This window comes from Serratia sp. FGI94, assembly GCF_000330865.1.
GTDB classification, from domain to species: domain Bacteria; phylum Pseudomonadota; class Gammaproteobacteria; order Enterobacterales; family Enterobacteriaceae; genus Serratia_B; species Serratia_B rubidaea.
This window is the reverse complement of sequence record NC_020064.1, coordinates 3,024,387-3,038,668: the sequence shown is the minus strand read 5'-3', so window position 1 is coordinate 3,038,668 and position 14,282 is coordinate 3,024,387. Positions and strand designations below refer to the sequence as shown.

General features: G+C 62.0%; 17 protein-coding genes. 7 read left to right on the top strand and 10 right to left on the bottom strand.

From position 1 onward, the window contains the following. The 7 genes from paaG to paaA are packed head-to-tail and all read right to left on the bottom strand — an operon-like array spanning nucleotide 1 to nucleotide 5,168. Nucleotides 1-792: a 2-(1,2-epoxy-1,2-dihydrophenyl)acetyl-CoA isomerase PaaG gene (gene paaG, locus D781_RS13845; protein WP_015672962.1), complete on the bottom strand. Its 792-nt coding sequence runs from the start codon at nucleotides 790-792 to the stop codon at nucleotides 1-3. A 3-nt stretch (nucleotides 793-795) separates the two neighbouring features. Beyond that, nucleotides 796-1,569, bottom strand: coding sequence for a 2,3-dehydroadipyl-CoA hydratase PaaF (gene paaF / locus D781_RS13840; RefSeq protein ID WP_015672961.1), 774 nt, complete (start codon nucleotides 1,567-1,569; stop codon nucleotides 796-798). 9 nt (nucleotides 1,570-1,578) lie between these two features. Then, nucleotides 1,579-2,637 carry a 1,2-phenylacetyl-CoA epoxidase subunit PaaE gene (paaE, locus tag D781_RS13835; protein ID WP_015672960.1) on the bottom strand — a complete coding sequence of 353 codons (1,059 nt, stop codon included), beginning with the start codon at nucleotides 2,635-2,637 and terminating at the stop codon, nucleotides 1,579-1,581. 14 nt (nucleotides 2,638-2,651) lie between these two features. Then, on the bottom strand, nucleotides 2,652-3,149 hold the full coding sequence (gene paaD, locus D781_RS13830; protein WP_015672959.1) for a 1,2-phenylacetyl-CoA epoxidase subunit PaaD: 498 nt from the start codon (nucleotides 3,147-3,149) through the stop codon (nucleotides 2,652-2,654). An 11-nt stretch (nucleotides 3,150-3,160) separates the two neighbouring features. Next, on the bottom strand, nucleotides 3,161-3,919 hold the full coding sequence (paaC, locus tag D781_RS13825; RefSeq protein ID WP_015672958.1) for a 1,2-phenylacetyl-CoA epoxidase subunit PaaC: 759 nt from the start codon (nucleotides 3,917-3,919) through the stop codon (nucleotides 3,161-3,163). Between the two features lie 7 nt (nucleotides 3,920-3,926). Further along, on the bottom strand, nucleotides 3,927-4,214 hold the full coding sequence (gene paaB / locus D781_RS13820) for a 1,2-phenylacetyl-CoA epoxidase subunit PaaB (protein WP_015672957.1): 288 nt from the start codon (nucleotides 4,212-4,214) through the stop codon (nucleotides 3,927-3,929). Between the two features lie 15 nt (nucleotides 4,215-4,229). Beyond that, a complete protein-coding gene (paaA, locus tag D781_RS13815; protein WP_015672956.1) occupies nucleotides 4,230-5,168 on the bottom strand; it encodes a 1,2-phenylacetyl-CoA epoxidase subunit PaaA in 939 nt (312 codons plus the stop codon). 319 nt (nucleotides 5,169-5,487) lie between these two features. Between paaA and paaZ the strand changes: the two genes are divergently transcribed. After that, nucleotides 5,488-7,566, top strand: a complete 2,079-nt coding sequence (paaZ, locus tag D781_RS13810; RefSeq protein ID WP_015672955.1) for a phenylacetic acid degradation bifunctional protein PaaZ — start codon at nucleotides 5,488-5,490, stop codon at nucleotides 7,564-7,566. A gap of 54 nt (nucleotides 7,567-7,620) precedes the next feature. On the opposite strand, the gene D781_RS13805 is transcribed toward paaZ, so the two are convergent. Beyond that, nucleotides 7,621-9,162 (bottom strand): GGDEF domain-containing protein, encoded by a 1,542-nt coding sequence (locus D781_RS13805; protein WP_015672954.1) that lies wholly within the window; start codon nucleotides 9,160-9,162, stop codon nucleotides 7,621-7,623. A gap of 134 nt (nucleotides 9,163-9,296) precedes the next feature. Between D781_RS13805 and D781_RS13800 the strand changes: the two genes are divergently transcribed. Continuing rightward, the gene (locus tag D781_RS13800) at nucleotides 9,297-9,491 is read left to right on the top strand and encodes a hypothetical protein (RefSeq protein WP_041411823.1); all 195 of its coding nucleotides are present in this window, start codon (nucleotides 9,297-9,299) and stop codon (nucleotides 9,489-9,491) included. Between the two features lie 11 nt (nucleotides 9,492-9,502). On the opposite strand, the gene D781_RS13795 is transcribed toward D781_RS13800, so the two are convergent. Then, nucleotides 9,503-9,922 (bottom strand): VOC family protein, encoded by a 420-nt coding sequence (locus tag D781_RS13795; RefSeq protein WP_015672952.1) that lies wholly within the window; start codon nucleotides 9,920-9,922, stop codon nucleotides 9,503-9,505. A gap of 251 nt (nucleotides 9,923-10,173) precedes the next feature. Here D781_RS13795 and D781_RS13790 point away from each other — a divergent pair, with 251 nt between their 5' ends. Together D781_RS13790 and D781_RS13785 are read left to right on the top strand one after the other, a co-directional pair. Beyond that, a complete protein-coding gene (locus tag D781_RS13790; RefSeq protein ID WP_015672951.1) occupies nucleotides 10,174-10,947 on the top strand; it encodes an SDR family oxidoreductase in 774 nt (257 codons plus the stop codon). A gap of 54 nt (nucleotides 10,948-11,001) precedes the next feature. Then, complete coding sequence (locus tag D781_RS13785; RefSeq protein ID WP_015672950.1) at nucleotides 11,002-11,919, top strand: LysR family transcriptional regulator; 918 nt, start codon at nucleotides 11,002-11,004, stop codon at nucleotides 11,917-11,919. A gap of 1 nt (nucleotide 11,920) precedes the next feature. On the opposite strand, the gene lpxL is transcribed toward D781_RS13785, so the two are convergent. Next, the gene (gene lpxL / locus D781_RS13780; RefSeq protein WP_015672949.1) at nucleotides 11,921-12,841 is read right to left on the bottom strand and encodes an LpxL/LpxP family Kdo(2)-lipid IV(A) lauroyl/palmitoleoyl acyltransferase; all 921 of its coding nucleotides are present in this window, start codon (nucleotides 12,839-12,841) and stop codon (nucleotides 11,921-11,923) included. Nucleotides 12,842-13,171: 330 nt separating this feature from the next. On the opposite strand from lpxL, the gene D781_RS22905 reads away from it, so the two are divergent. From D781_RS22905 to D781_RS13765, 3 genes are all read left to right on the top strand, one after another. Further along, on the top strand, nucleotides 13,172-13,369 hold the full coding sequence (locus D781_RS22905; RefSeq protein WP_015672948.1) for a DUF883 family protein: 198 nt from the start codon (nucleotides 13,172-13,174) through the stop codon (nucleotides 13,367-13,369). A 15-nt stretch (nucleotides 13,370-13,384) separates the two neighbouring features. Next, nucleotides 13,385-13,633 carry a GlsB/YeaQ/YmgE family stress response membrane protein gene (locus D781_RS13770; RefSeq protein ID WP_015672947.1) on the top strand — a complete coding sequence of 83 codons (249 nt, stop codon included), beginning with the start codon at nucleotides 13,385-13,387 and terminating at the stop codon, nucleotides 13,631-13,633. A gap of 101 nt (nucleotides 13,634-13,734) precedes the next feature. After that, the gene (locus D781_RS13765; RefSeq protein ID WP_015672946.1) at nucleotides 13,735-14,139 is read left to right on the top strand and encodes a YidB family protein; all 405 of its coding nucleotides are present in this window, start codon (nucleotides 13,735-13,737) and stop codon (nucleotides 14,137-14,139) included. Nucleotides 14,140-14,282: the final 143 nt, after the last annotated feature.

Sequence of the window (14,282 nt, the reverse complement as noted above, 5' to 3'; positions counted from 1 at the left end):
TTATTTTCCGCTGAAGACCGGTGGGCGTTTGGCGAAGAACGCGTTGACGCCTTCGCGATAGTCGTCGCTGCGGCCGCCCAGACGCTGCAGATCGCGCTCCAGCTCCAGCTGCTGATCCAGCGTGTTGGTGGCGGCGCTGTAGATGGCCTTTTTGATCAGCCCCAGGCCGTAGGTCGGCTGGGTGGCCAGGTGGCGCGCCAGCGCCTGGGTATGGGCCTCCAGCTCGCCGCCGTCCACCACCTGCCAGATTAATCCCCACGCCTGCGCCTGACGGGCGCTGATTTTATCGCCGAGCATCGCCATGCCCATCGCGCGGGCGTGGCCCGCCAGACGCGGCAGGAACCAGCTGCCGCCGGAGTCCGGCACCAGCCCGAGCTTGCAGAAGGATTGGATAAAGTTGGCGTTGTCGGCGGCGATAACGATATCGCAGGCCATCGCCAGCGCGGCGCCGGCGCCGGCGGCCACGCCGTTCACCGCGCAGACGATCGGCTTGGGCAGCGCGGTCAGGCGGCGGATCAGCGGGTTGTAGAAACGCTCAACCGACAGGCCGAGATCCGGCGCCTGCTGGTCGGCGTTGACGGTGCGGTCGTTCAGATCCTGGCCGGCGCAGAAGCCGCGTCCGGCGCCGGTCAGCAGTACGCAGCGCACCGCCTCATCGCGTTCGGCGAGGGTCAGCGCTTCCGCCAGCTGGTGGTGCATCTCGTCATTAAAGCTGTTCAGCCGGTCGGGGCGGTTCAGGGTGATGGTCAGCACGCCGGCGTCGAGGTGAGTGAGAATCAGGTTGTTATCCATGGATCAGCGCCCTTTATAGTGTGGGGTACGTTTTTCGAAGAAGGCGGCAATGCCTTCACGACGATCTTCTGTGGCGGCCAGCGCGGCAAACTGCTGGCGCTCCATGGCCAGCCCCTGCGTCAGCCCGGTTTCATCGGCCTGACGCAGCGCCTGTTTGGCGGCGCGCAGCGCCAGCGGCGCCTGCTGCGCGATGCGCGCGGCGAGCTGCTGCGTGCGCTCCAGCGTCAGCGCGTCGACGCAGACTTCGCTTACTAGTCCGCTCTGCAGCGCCAGACGGGCGTCGATGGCTTCGCCGCTCAGCACCATCTGGCTGGCGCGGGACTTGCCGACGCAGCGAATCAGCCGCTGGGTGCCGCCGGCGCCCGGCATCAGGCCGAGGGTGATCTCCGGCAGGCCGAAACGGGCGCTTTCGCCGCAGATCACGATGTCGCAGGCCAGCGCCAGCTCGCAGCCGGCGCCGAGCGCATAGCCGTTGACCGCCGCCAGCAGCGGCTTACTGAACTGGGCCAGCCGCTGCCACAGCAGCGGACGCGGATCGCGCAGGGTGGCGGGCAGATCCTGCTGCTGCAGTTCGTGCAGGTCGGCGCCGGCGGCAAAAAAGCGCGCGCCGCCGGCGATCACCACCGCGCCGGTGTCGTCGTCGGCCTCGGCCTGCTCCAGCCGTTCGACCAGCTGTTGCAGGCAGGGGGTGCTGAGCGCGTTACGCGCCTGCGGGCGGTGCAGCGTCAGGGTGAGCACGCGGCCCTGCTGCTGATGCAATATCCAGGGGGTTGTCATCGGCGGCTCCTACACGTCGAAGTCCAGCGTCACGCCGTCGCCTTTCGGCCACGACTGACAGCTGAGGATGTAACCGGCGGCCAGCTGATCCGGCTCGAGGCTGTAATTGACGCCCATCTCGACCTCGCCGGCGATTAGCTTGCATTTACAGGTGGCGCAGACCCCGCCTTTACAGGCGTAGGGCAAATCCGCCCCCTGGCGCAGTGCGGCGTCGAGAATGCTGTCGTCCTGCGCCGTCACGTCGATCTCCTGGCGGCGGCCGTCGAGCTGAATCGCCACCCGGGTGGCGTTGCGCCCGGCGGCATCGGCCGGTCTGACGCTGACGCCGCTGGTGTTGAAGCGTTCGCTGTGGATGCGCTCGGCCGGCATGCCGGCCTGTTCCAGCACGCGCTGGGCGTCGTCCATCATCGCTTCCGGGCCGCAGATAAAGGCGTGCTGATAGTCGCTGAAGTCCAGCAGCGTCGCGCCGATGGCCTGCAGGCGTTCTTGGTCGATGCGGCCGCTGAGCAGCGGGCTGTCCAGGCTCTCCTGGCTGAACAGGTACAGCGGCTGGAAGCGCTGCGGGTAGCGGTTTTTCAGATCGGACAGCGCCTCTTTAAACATCACCGAGCGGCTGCTGCGGTTGCCGTAGATCAGCGTGAACTGGCTGTCCGGCTCCAGCAGCAGGGTGGCCTTGATGATGGACAGCATCGGCGTAATGCCGGAGCCGGCGGCGATGGCCAGATAGTTGCCGTGGCGCTGCGCCTGCGGCTGGTAGCCGAAGCGCCCCTGCGGCACCATCACCTCCAGCGCGTCGCCGACCCGGAGCCGTTGATTGACAAAGGACGAGAAGCGCCCCTGATGGATGGCCTTTACGCCGATTTGCAGCAGCCCGTCCTGCGGCGCGCTGCAGATGGAGTAGCAGCGGCGCAGCTCTTCGCCGTCGAGGCTGGCCTTCAGCGTCAGGTGCTGGCCGGGGGTATAGCGGTAGGCGCTTTTCAGCTCGTCGGGCACGCGCAGGGTAATGGCGACGGCGTCCGGCGTTTCGCGTTCAATAGCGGCGACATTCAGGCGATGAAAAACCGTCATGATGTTCTGCGCTCCTAGATGCATTTGAAATAATCGAACGGCTCACGGCAGGCGCAGCAGCGGTAGAGCGCTTTGCAGGCGGTGGAGCCGAACTCGCTGATTTTCTCGGTATCTTCACTGCCGCAGCGCGGGCACTGCACCGGGCCGTGGCTGTCCGGCCTGTCGCAGGTGTGGCCCTGCGGCGGCGCGACGCCGTAGGCGCGCAGCCTGGCGCGCGCGTCGGCGTTCATCCAGTCGGTGGTCCAGGCGGGATCGAGCCGGATAGCGACCGTCACCGGGCTGAAACCGGCGGCGGCCAGCTGGCGGATGATGGCGTCCTGCAAAAACTCGGTGGCGGGACAGCCGGAATAGGTGGGCGTAAAGATAATGCGCCAGCCGTCGCCGTCGCGTTCCACCTTGCGCACCATGCCCAGATCGGTGATCGACAGCGCCGGCAGTTCCGGATCGCTGATCTGCTGCAGGCAGTGCCAGATCTGCGGGATCTCGGCGGGCTCCAAGTGGGGAAGGATCATCAGCCACCTCGCTACCAGTTGCAGTTGGGGTAGGCGCGCTGCAGGAACTGCATCTCGGCGAGGATAAAGCCGAGGTGTTCGCTGTGTTGGCCCTGCTTGCCGCCGAGGCGGTACGCCGGCTGCTCCGGCAGCGTCAGCGTGGCCTGACGCAGGGTGTCGCTGACCAGCTCCTGCCACGGCGCCTGCAGCCGGCGCGGGTCGACGGCGATGCCCTGGTCGGCCAGCTCCAGCTCGGTGTCGTCGGCGTGGAACAGCTCGGCGGTAAAGCGCCACAGCGCATCCAGCGACTGCTGAATTTTCTGATGGCTGGTTTCGCTGCCGTCGCCGAGGCGGATCATCCAGCCCTGGCTGAAGCGCAGGTGATATTCCGCCTCTTTCAGCGATTTGGCGGCGATGGCCGCCAGCTGCGGATCGCGGCTGGCGCTGAGTTCGCGCTGCAGCAGCAGGTGGTAGGCGTCCAGCAGGAACTGGCGCACCAGCGTATCGTTGAAGCCGCCGTTCGGCTGTTCGGCCAGCAGCAGGTTATGGAATTCGCGCTCGTCGCGGCCGAACGCCAGCCGGTCCTCGCTGCATTCCGGGCCGATCAGCGTGGCGGCGTAGCCGAGGATATTGCGCGCCTGGCCGAGCAGGTCGAGGCCGATATTCGCCAGCGCCAGGTCGATCTCCAGCTCCGGCGCGTGGCCGCACCAGGCGCACAGGCGCTGCGCCAGAATCAGCGGCGTATCGCCCTGACGCAAAAGATAGGTAATACGGGGATCGCGTTGCGTCATGGCCGCCTCACATGTTCTTGATGCCGTCGGGAATGGTGTAGAACGTCGGGTGGCGGTAGATCTTGTCCTCCGACGGGTCGAAAAAGGCCTCGCGATCTTCGGCCTGCGAGGCGATCAGGTGGCAGGACTGCACCACCCAGATGGAACAGCCTTCGTTGCGTCGGGTGTAGGCGTCGCGGGCGTTTTCCAGCGCCATCCGGTCATCGGCGGCGTGCAGGCTGCCGACGTGGCGATGCGCCAGTCCCTGTTTGCTGCGGATAAAGACTTCATACAGCGGCCATTCGGCGTGAGTCATGGGTAAGTCCTCCTGTTAAGCTGCCCGCGTACGGTTTTTTTCGGCGTGCGCCATGGCGCCTTCGCGCACCCAGGCGCCGTTTTCCCAGGCCTGGCGTTTGGCCTGCAGACGTTCGTGATTGCACTGGCCCTGGCCTTTGATCACCTGGTACAGCTCGCTCCAGTCGATCTCGCCGAAGCGGTAGTGGCCGCTGGCCTCATCCCAGGCCAGATCCGCATCGGGGGCGGTCATGCCCAGCGCTTCGAGCTGCGGAACGGTGTTGTCGACAAACTTCTGCCGCAGTTCGTCGTTGCTGTGGCGTTTGATTTTCCACGCCATGCTCTGCGCGCTGTGCGGCGAGTCGTTGTCGCTGGGGCCGAACATCATCAGCACCGGCCACCAGAAGCGGTTGATGGCGTCCTGCAGCATGGCCTTTTGCTGTTCGCTGCCGTGCGCCAGCGCCATCACCGCCTCATAGCCCTGGCGCTGGTGGAAACTCTCCTCTTTACAGATTTTCACCATCGAGCGGGCATAGGGGCCGTAAGAGGCGCGGCACAGCGCCACCTGGTTGACGATGGCGGCGCCGTCCACCAGCCAGCCGATCACGCCGACGTCGGCCCAGTTCAGCGTCGGGTAGTTAAAGATGGAGGAGTATTTCATCTTGCCGTCGAGCATCTTCTGGTAGATATCCTGCCGCGAGCAGCCCAGCGTTTCGGCGGCGCTGTACAGATAGAGGCCGTGGCCGGCCTCGTCCTGCACCTTGGCCAGCAGCACCGCTTTGCGGCGCAGGGTCGGGGCGCGGGTCAGCCAGTTGGCCTCCGGCAGCATGCCGATCACTTCCGAATGCGCGTGCTGGCCGATCTGGCGGATCAGGTTCTGCCGGTAGGCGTCCGGCATCCAGTCTTTGGCTTCGATGGTGGTATCGGCGGCCAGCTTGGCGTCGAAGTGCTGCTGATGTTGAGCGTCAGTGGTCATGATTACCTCATTGATGATTCGTATTTTTAAAGTGAATAATAAAAATGTGAATCACTTTAATAACCATAAAGCTACAAGTTGATAACCTAAAGATCAAACACGGTTGTCAGGGTTTTGCGACGCCCCTCACAATGAGTTAAATTAATTCATTGATTTTAAATTGATTTATTGGGCGACATTTTCCATTGCGGCGGGCGTACGGTCAGCTTTACAGCGATGTTGTTTGCTTTTTGTTAAATTTTACCTTGGCGCTGACTGGAAAATATGTGATACGTAATTACGCTTTGTGATGTCACTTTATGAATTCAGGAGAAGCCGCATGCAGCAGTTGAACAGTTACCTGTCGGGGCGTTGGCTATACGGCCAGGGGCAGGCTCGCGAGATCCGTCACGCGCTAACCGGCGAGCCGTTGTATCAGGTGTGCTCTGAGGGGCTGCCGCTGGCCGACAGCCTGCGCTATGCGCGGGAGCAGGGCGGTCGCGCGCTGGCGGCGATGACGTTCCAGCAGCGCGCGCAGATGATGAAGGCGGTGGCGAAATACCTGCTGGCGCACAAAGAGACGCTGTATGAGATCTCGTACCAGACCGGCGCGACGCGCAACGACGGCTGGGTGGATATTGAAGGCGGCATCGCCACGCTGTTCTCCTATGCCGGCCTGGCCGGTCGTGAACTGCCGGACGACACCCTGTGGCCGGAAGACGAGCCGATCCCGCTGTCGAAGCAGGGCCAGTTTGTGGCGCGCCACGTGCTGACCTCACGCCCCGGCGTGGCGCTGCATATTAACGCCTTCAACTTCCCCTGCTGGGGGATGCTGGAAAAGCTGGCGCCGACCTGGCTGGCGGGCATGCCGGCGATCGTCAAGCCCGCCACCGCCAGCGCCCAGCTGACGCAGGCGATGGTGAAGCTGATTATCGACAGCGGGCTGGTGCCGGACGGGGCGCTGCAGCTGATTTGCGGCGGCGTCGGCGATCTGTTTGACCATCTGGACTATCAGGATGCGGTGACCTTTACCGGTTCGGCGCAGACCGGCCGGCAGCTGCGCGCCCATCCGCAGCTGCTGGCCAAGTCGATCCCGTTTACCATGGAGGCCGACTCGCTGAACTGCTGCGTGCTGGGAGAGGACGTCACGCCGGAGATGCCGGAGTTCGCCCTGTTTATTAAAGAGGTGTGCCGTGAGATGACCAGCAAGGCGGGGCAGAAATGCACCGCCATTCGCCGGGTGATGGTGCCGGCGGCGCAGGTTGAGGCGGTGAAGCAGGCGCTGCTGCAGCGCCTGGCGGCGGTGAAGGTCGGCGATCCGCGGCTGGAGCAGGTCAGGATGGGAGCGCTGGTCAGCCTGGAACAGCGGGACGACGTGCAGAAGAAGGTTGAGCAACTGTTGCACAACGGCTGTGAACCGCTGTGCGGCGCCAGCCTGCAGTCCTTCAGCGTGGAGGGGGATGATGGGCACCAGGGCGCGTTTTACCCACCGACCCTGCTGTACTGCGCCGAGCCGCTGCACAATACCGCGGTACACGATATTGAAGTCTTTGGCCCGGTCGCTACCCTGATGCCGTACGACAGCGGCGAGCAGGCGATTGAGCTGGCGCTGCTGGGGCAGGGCAGCCTGGCCGGTTCGCTGGTCACCGCCGATGCGGCGCTGGCGACGCGCTTTATCCGCGCAGCCGCCTGCGCCCACGGGCGGATGCTGGTGTTGGACAGCGCAGCGGCGGCGGAGTCGACCGGCCACGGTTCGCCGCTGCCGATGCTGATGCACGGCGGGCCGGGACGCGCCGGCGGCGGCGAGGAACTGGGTGGCCTGCGGGCGGTGAAGCACTATATGCAGCGCACCGCGCTGCAGGGCAGTCCGAGCATGCTGGCGGCGATCGGCAAAGAGTGGGTGCGCGGCGCCGAGGCGCTGGAATCGCCGGTTCATCCGTTCCGCAAGTATTTTGAACAGCTGCCGATCGGCGAAAGCCTGCTCACCGCGCGGCGTACGGTGACCGAGGCGGATATCGTCAACTTCGCCTGCCTGAGCGGCGACCATTTCTATGCCCATATGGATAAGCTCGGCGCGGCGGAGTCGCTGTTCGGCGAGCGCGTAGCCCACGGCTACTTTGTGGTGTCTGCGGCGGCGGGACTGTTTGTCGACCCCGGCGTCGGGCCGGTGATCGCCAACTACGGCATGGAGAACCTGCGTTTTATCGAGCCGGTGAAGATCGGCGATACCATTCAGGTGCGGCTGACCTGTAAGAAGAAAATCCGCAAGCCGCAGAAAAGCGCGGAAGATCGGCCGCACGGCGTGGTGGTGTGGGATGTGCAGGTGCTGAACCAGCATCAGCAGGCGGTGGCGCTGTACAGCATTTTAACGCTGGTGGCGCGCCAGCAAGGCGATTTCCCGTCGTCCGAGGCGCAATAAGCCGCTTCTCCTTCCTGCGGGGCCGCTGCGGCCCCGCTGTTATTGGCGCCGCCGTCAGGCGTGGCAAACCTGATTCTTACCGTTTTTCTTGGCCTGATAGAGCGCAGCATCCGCCTGTTTTATGAGTGCGACCGGTGTGCCGTCGTCGGCGTCATCGGGTGTCTGAACGGCGACGCCAATGCTGACGGTAATCAGGCCCAGCGGGCTGCCTTCGTGGGGGATCTGCATCTGCCGCACATGCGCCAGCACCCGTTCGGCGCAGCCCATCGCGCCCGTCAGATCGGTATCTGGCAGGATGATGGTCAGCTCTTCGCCGCCGTAGCGCGCCACCAGATCGCCGACACGGTTGGGCATCGCCTTCAGCAACTGGCCGATCTGCTGCAGGCAGCGGTCGCCGGCGACGTGGCCGTAGATATCGTTGTACTGTTTAAAGTAGTCGATATCCAGGATCAGCAGCGCCAGATTGCGCGCATAGCGGGCGGCGTGGTTGCTGTGGTTGGCCAGCGCCATATCGAAGCGGCGGCGGTTGGCCAGCCCGGTCAGGCCGTCCAGCAGCGCCAGCTCTTCCAGCGTCTGATTCATCTGCGTCAGCTGATCGCGAGTGCGCACCAGCTCCGCCTCCGTCTGCAGGCTGTGGTTGATTTGTCTGATCAGCGTGATGCCCAGCGCCAGCAGGATCGTCATCAATATTCCGCCGCCGAGGGCGAACAGGCCGGTGTCTTTCCGCCAGCTGCTCAGCACGTCGTGCTTCGACAGTCCGGCGGCGATAACCAGTGGGTAATGCGGTACGCGGGCGTAGCCGTAAATACGCTCCACGCCGTCGAACTGCGACGTCAGCGTGGCATTGCCGAACGTCGAATAAGGCAGAATCTGCCGGAACAGCACGCCGAGGGACACATTTTTGCCGATGCTTTCCGGCGCGTACGGGCGGCGATATAAAATGGTGCCGTCCGCCAGCAGCAGGTTGAGCGCATCCTGGTCCTCAAGGGCGAAGTCATCATAAAAATGACGGAAATAGTCCACATACAGCGTCGCCAGCACCACGCCGGCGAAGCTGCCGTCCGGGTTATTTAGCCGGCGCGAGATGGGGATCACCAGATCGTCGGTCGAGCGGCTGCGGATCACTTTACCGATATAGAAGTTATTATCGTTGTGGCGCTGATGATATTGGAAATAGGCGCGGTCGCCGTTGTTGGCGTGAGCGCCGCTCCGGCCGAACGATGTGACCACCCAGCGCCCCTGCGCGTCAAAGATAAAGCTGCCGTGCAGCTGCGGTGAGTTATTCACCTGATCGCGCATCACCTTTTGCAGGCGTCGCTGCTGCGTGGGGCCGAGGCCGTCGTGCTCGGCACGCTCTTTCAGCTCTAGCAGGCTGTTATCCACCTGTTTGAAGGTGTCGTAGGCATGCTGCGCCAGCGAACGCGCCAGGTTGGAGGCGCCGTTATCAGCGCTTTGCAGGTCGAGCTTACGGGCATGCCAGCCTTGCCAGATGTTAAATACCAGCAGTGTAACGACGACGATAATCACGAACACGGCGGCCTGAAACAGTAGCGGCGAGGTGCCGGATTTTGCTGACTCTGGAGGCGGTTGCGTCATATCATCCTGATTATCGGGTAGTGATTAATACCACTAAGGCATTGGGTGATGTTGCGAGACCCCCGCCCGGCCAGGCGGGCGCGGAGTGATAAATTTAGTACAAGTTAGCTGATTAATACAGGCAGGGAGACAAGGTGTCGGACTACATGATCATTACGCTGTTGACGCTGACGGCCTATTACCCGCTGACGCTGGGGACGCTGGCCGTGATGATGGCGATCGCCGTACGGCGTTGGCGATCGCCCTATTGGCGGCTGGCGCTGCTGCTGTTGACGCTGCTGTTTGTGCTGTTCGCCATGGCGGCCTACAGCTGGCATCACGCGCGCTGACGCCCGCCGGGTTATTCGACGTTGATCATCCAGTTGACGCCGAACCGATCGGTCAGCATACCGAAGCCTTTGGCCCAGAAGGTGGGCTGGAAAGGCGTGGTGACCGTGCCGCCCTGCGCCAGTTTATCAAAAATGTCTTTACCTTGCTCCACGCTGCTGGGGTTTAGCGACAGTGAATAGCCCCGGTGGGCGCCGTTGTCGCCGCCTTCCTGCGGGCAGCCGTCGGAGGCCATCAGTGCGCCGTCGCCGATCAGCAGATGCGCGTGCATTACCGCTTCCGGGTTGACCTCCGGCATGTCGTCCTGTTTGGCGTCGGCGGGCAGATCCTTATAGCGCATCAACATCTCCAGCCTGGCGCCCAGCTGCTCGACGTAAAAATTAATCGCCTGTTCGCAGTTACCGTTAAAGAACAGATAGGGTTGAATCTGCATGGTATGACCCTCGGATTAGTTCCAGCTCCCACCGCCTGAGGGCGCTGAAGATGGTTTCGCCGGGCAACTGTTGCCAGGCGTGATTTATCAGTGTAGCGCCTGGCGGCAGGAAGATCGCGCGGGGGATCACGCTCTGCGCATACGGTATGATTAACCGAAAAAACGGGACAGTGCATCCCGGTTTTCGCCGATTATCTGTGCGACAAGCCTTTCTATACTCAACAGCACCTTCACTAAAGGAGCTTAAGGTTATGGGAAGTCAATCTCTTGATGGCAAAGTGGTACTGATCGCCGGCGGGGCGAAGAATCTGGGCGGGCTGGTGGCGCGCGATCTGGCGCAAAACGGCGCGGCCGCGGTGGTGGTGCATTATAACAGCGACAGCAGCCGTCCGGCGGCGGAAGAGACGCTGGCGGCGGTCAAGGCTGCGGGGGCGCAGGCCATCGCCGTACAGGGCGACCTGACCCGGCCGGCCAACGTCGCGCGGCTGTTTGAAGAGGCGGTTAACGCCTTCGGCAAGGTGGACATTGCGATTAACACCGCCGGCCTGGTGATTAAAAAGCCGATTGCCGAGGTGACGGAAGCCGACTACGACACCAGCTTTGACGTGAACGCGAAAGCGGCGTTCTTCTTTATCCAGCAGGCGGGAAAACATCTGGCGGATAATGGCCGGATTGTCACCATCGTCACCTCGCTGCTGGCGGCCTATACGCCGTTTTATGCGGTCTATCCCGGCAGCAAGGCGGCGGTAGAGCACTTCACCCGCGCCGCGTCGAAGGAGTTTGGTGAGCGGGGGATCAGCGTCAATGCCATCGGGCCGGGGCCGATGGATACGCCGTTCTTCTATGGCCAGGAAAGCGAAGAGGCGGTGGCCTATCACCGCAGCGCAGCGGCTTTGAGCGCGTTCTCCAAGACCGGGCTGACCGATATTGAAGATATCGCGCCGATCGTCAAATTCCTGGTAACCGACGGCTGGTGGATCACCGGGCAGACGCTGTTTGCCAACGGCGGCTATACTACCCGGTAATTGATAATAAACCTGGCCGCGGCGCAGCGCCGCGGCCGTAGCATGAGGCGCCGGGTGGACAAAATAGGGAGACTGCGGGTCTTTATCCAGGTCGCCGAGGTGGGCAGTTTTGTGCGCGCCTCGGAAATAATGCTGATGCCGAAAACCACGGTGTCATCGGCGGTCCAGCAGTTGGAAAGCGAGATGGGCGCCCGGCTGTTCCACCGCACAACGCGGCGGGTGCAGCTGACCAGTGACGGCGAGCGCCTGCTGGAGCGCGCGCGCGTCCTGCTTGATGAGATGGCGGCGTTGGATCGGCTGTTTTTACCGCCGGATGCGTCGATCGGCGGCCGGCTGACGGTGGACGTGCCCAGCCGCATTGCGCGGCGAATTATCGTGCCGGCGCTGCCGGATTTCTTTACCCGCTATCCCGATATTCAACTGTTTCTCAGCGCCAGCGACCGCCATATCGATCTGGTGCAGGAGGGCGTGGACTGCGTGGTGCGGGTGGGGGAGTTGCATGACAGCAGTCTGGTCAGTCAGAGCCTGGGGCGGTTGGGCATGATCAACTGCGCCAGCCCGGCGTATCTGCAGCGTCAGGGCGTACCGCTGCGTACCGAGCAGCTGGCGGCGCACTGGGTGGTGGGCTATGCCCAGCCGAACCTGATGACGGCTAACGTCTGGCAGTGGCGGCAGCAGGGGGAACCGGTGGAAAAGGCGCTGCCCAGCCGGGTGACGGTGAATAATGCGGAAAACTATATCGGTTGCTGTCTGGCGGGGATGGGGCTGATTCAAATCCCGCGTTTTGACGTGCAGCACTATCTGGATGACGGGCGGTTGGTGGAGGTGCTGCCGCAGGCGCGTGCGCCGGCGATGAGTCTTGCGCTGCTGTATCCGCACCGGCGTCAGCGCACGGCGCGTTTCAGTGCCTTTGCCGACTGGTTCGGCCGGCTGATTGCGCCATTTTGCGAAACGGCGCAGTCAGCCAAATGAGCTAGTAGAGGGACGCCTCGCCTGCGGGGCGCGTCTTGAAGCGGCGGTGCAGCCACATATACTGATCGGGGGCGAGCAATACCTGCTCTTCAACCACCTGATTCATATAGGCGGCCGCTTTGGCGTCGTCATCCAGCGGGAAATCGTCCAGCGGCGGCTGAATAATCAGTTCGTAGCCTTTGGCGTGCGGCAGACGGCGTGGCACGAAAGGAACGATGGCCGGTCGGCCCATGCGCGCCAGCATATAGGTACCGGTAGTGGTGGCGGCGTCCGCTACCGCGAAGAACGGAACAAATACGCTGCTCTGCCGGCCGTAGTCATGGTCCGGCGCGTACCAGATGATTTCGCCCTGTTTCAGGCAGCGGATCATGCCTTTGACGTCCTTGCGGTCAATCATGTACTTGTTGGAGCGCAGGCGGCCCCAGGTCTGTACATATTCCATCAGCTTGTTGTTGTGCGGACGGTGAACGCCGATGCCCGGGTTCTGCATGCCGAAGATGCGCGCTCCCAGTTCCAGCGTCAGAAAATGCATGCCGATCAGCAGCACGCCGCGGTTGCCTTCACGCGCTTTCTGCATATTTTCCATGCCGCTGACGGTAAACCAGCGGGAAATCCGCCAGTCTGGCCAGAACCAGGCCATGCCGACTTCAAACAGGCCCATGCCGACTGACTCAAAATTGCGGGTCACCAGGGCTTCACGCTCTGCCGCGGGCATATCGGGGAAACAGAGTTCCAGATTTCGGCGGGCGATATTGACCCGACGCGGCATAAAACGCTTGGCGATTCTGCCGAGCAGATGGCCGAGGTGATAGATAAGCGGATAGGGGAGAAGAACCAATAAATAAAGTATGCCGAGACCGATCCAAAGCAGCCAGTATCGAGGGCGCAAAAAAGAGCGCTCAAAAGTTGGGCTTAATAACATTTGCTTTCAACTTCCTGCTGTTACGTTTTTTCTCAAAGATAGATTTGGTGAATGATAATAATATAATTTACGGCAACCGATCGATTTTTTCCCTTTAATGCCATTTCACGCCCGCGGTTCGGCGAGGGTGAAAGCTGCCTGATGATTCAGATGACGTGAAATAGGTAACGCGCTGATTTTTGACTATAGTAATAAGGTGCCATGCGCCGTGGCGTTCGGCACCCTGGCGTCGCCGATGGGCGACGAAGCAGGTAGAACATAAGGCGGAAAGGCACGCTTACACGCGCTGTAATGCGAGATTTCCAGATTATGTTATGCTAAGGAATTGAAATGTTTGTTAAAAATGATAGCAAAGATGGTGTAGAATCGGCCGGCGGCAGCGCCGGGGAGTGCGCATGTGAAGTGCGCGCCTGTGTGAAGGAGGCTGCCGATCGTTCTTGCCGTTATGTCAAAGACAACCCGTGGGCAGGGGTTGGCGCCGGTGCCGTTATTGGCCTGGTAGTCGGTTTCCTCTTGGGCAAAAAGTAAATAGGGAGAGTACAAATGGGCATCATTTCCTGGATCATTTTTGGTTTAATCGCCGGTATTCTGGCTAAATGGATCATGCCGGGTAAAGATGGCGGCGGCTTTATCATGACCGTCATTTTGGGTATTATCGGTGCGGTTGTCGGCGGCTGGATCAGTACCTTCTTCGGTATGGGCCGCGTCGATGGCTTTAACTTGGGCAGCTTTGTGGTTGCCGTAATCGGTGCTCTGGTGGTGCTTTTTGTCTACAGAAAGATCAGAAGCTAATCCGGTGCTGATCAATGAGGGTCGCCGCGGCGGCCCTTTTTCGTTTAATTACAGGTGACGATCGCCCGGCCGATGGGCGGCGATCCGAGAAGGGGAAGAGTATGGGCTTGTTAGATGGCGCATTAGGCAATGTTTTAGGCAACGTGCTGGGTAATGCATTGGGTAACGGCGGTAAAGGCGGGATTGATATCGCGGCTATTCTGCAATGGGTTGAACAGCAGGGCGGTTTGCAGGCAATCCTGAACAAGCTGCAGCAGGGACAGTTGGGTGATATCGTCGGCTCCTGGTTGGGCAACGGTGAAAACCAGGCCATCAGCGGCGATCACGTGCAGCAGGCGCTGGGCAGCGATGCCATTGCGCAGCTGGCCGCCAAGCTGGGCGTTGACGCTAACCAGGCGTCTGAAACCGTCGCGCAGCTGCTGCCGACGCTGGCGGATAAAGCCTCGCCAAACGGTGAAGTCAAACAGGACGAACTGGCCAGCTACGTAGGTAAGCTGTTCAGCTAAATCTTGATGCCCCGGTGCGCCGGGGCATGTTTACATCGGACCTTCCACGCCTGCGCCGCTGGCAGATTTAAGAACCTCCTTGCTTGATCTCCAAAATATTCCTGTTATCGCCGCTGGCGAACACTGAGCTGTTTGTGGCAACC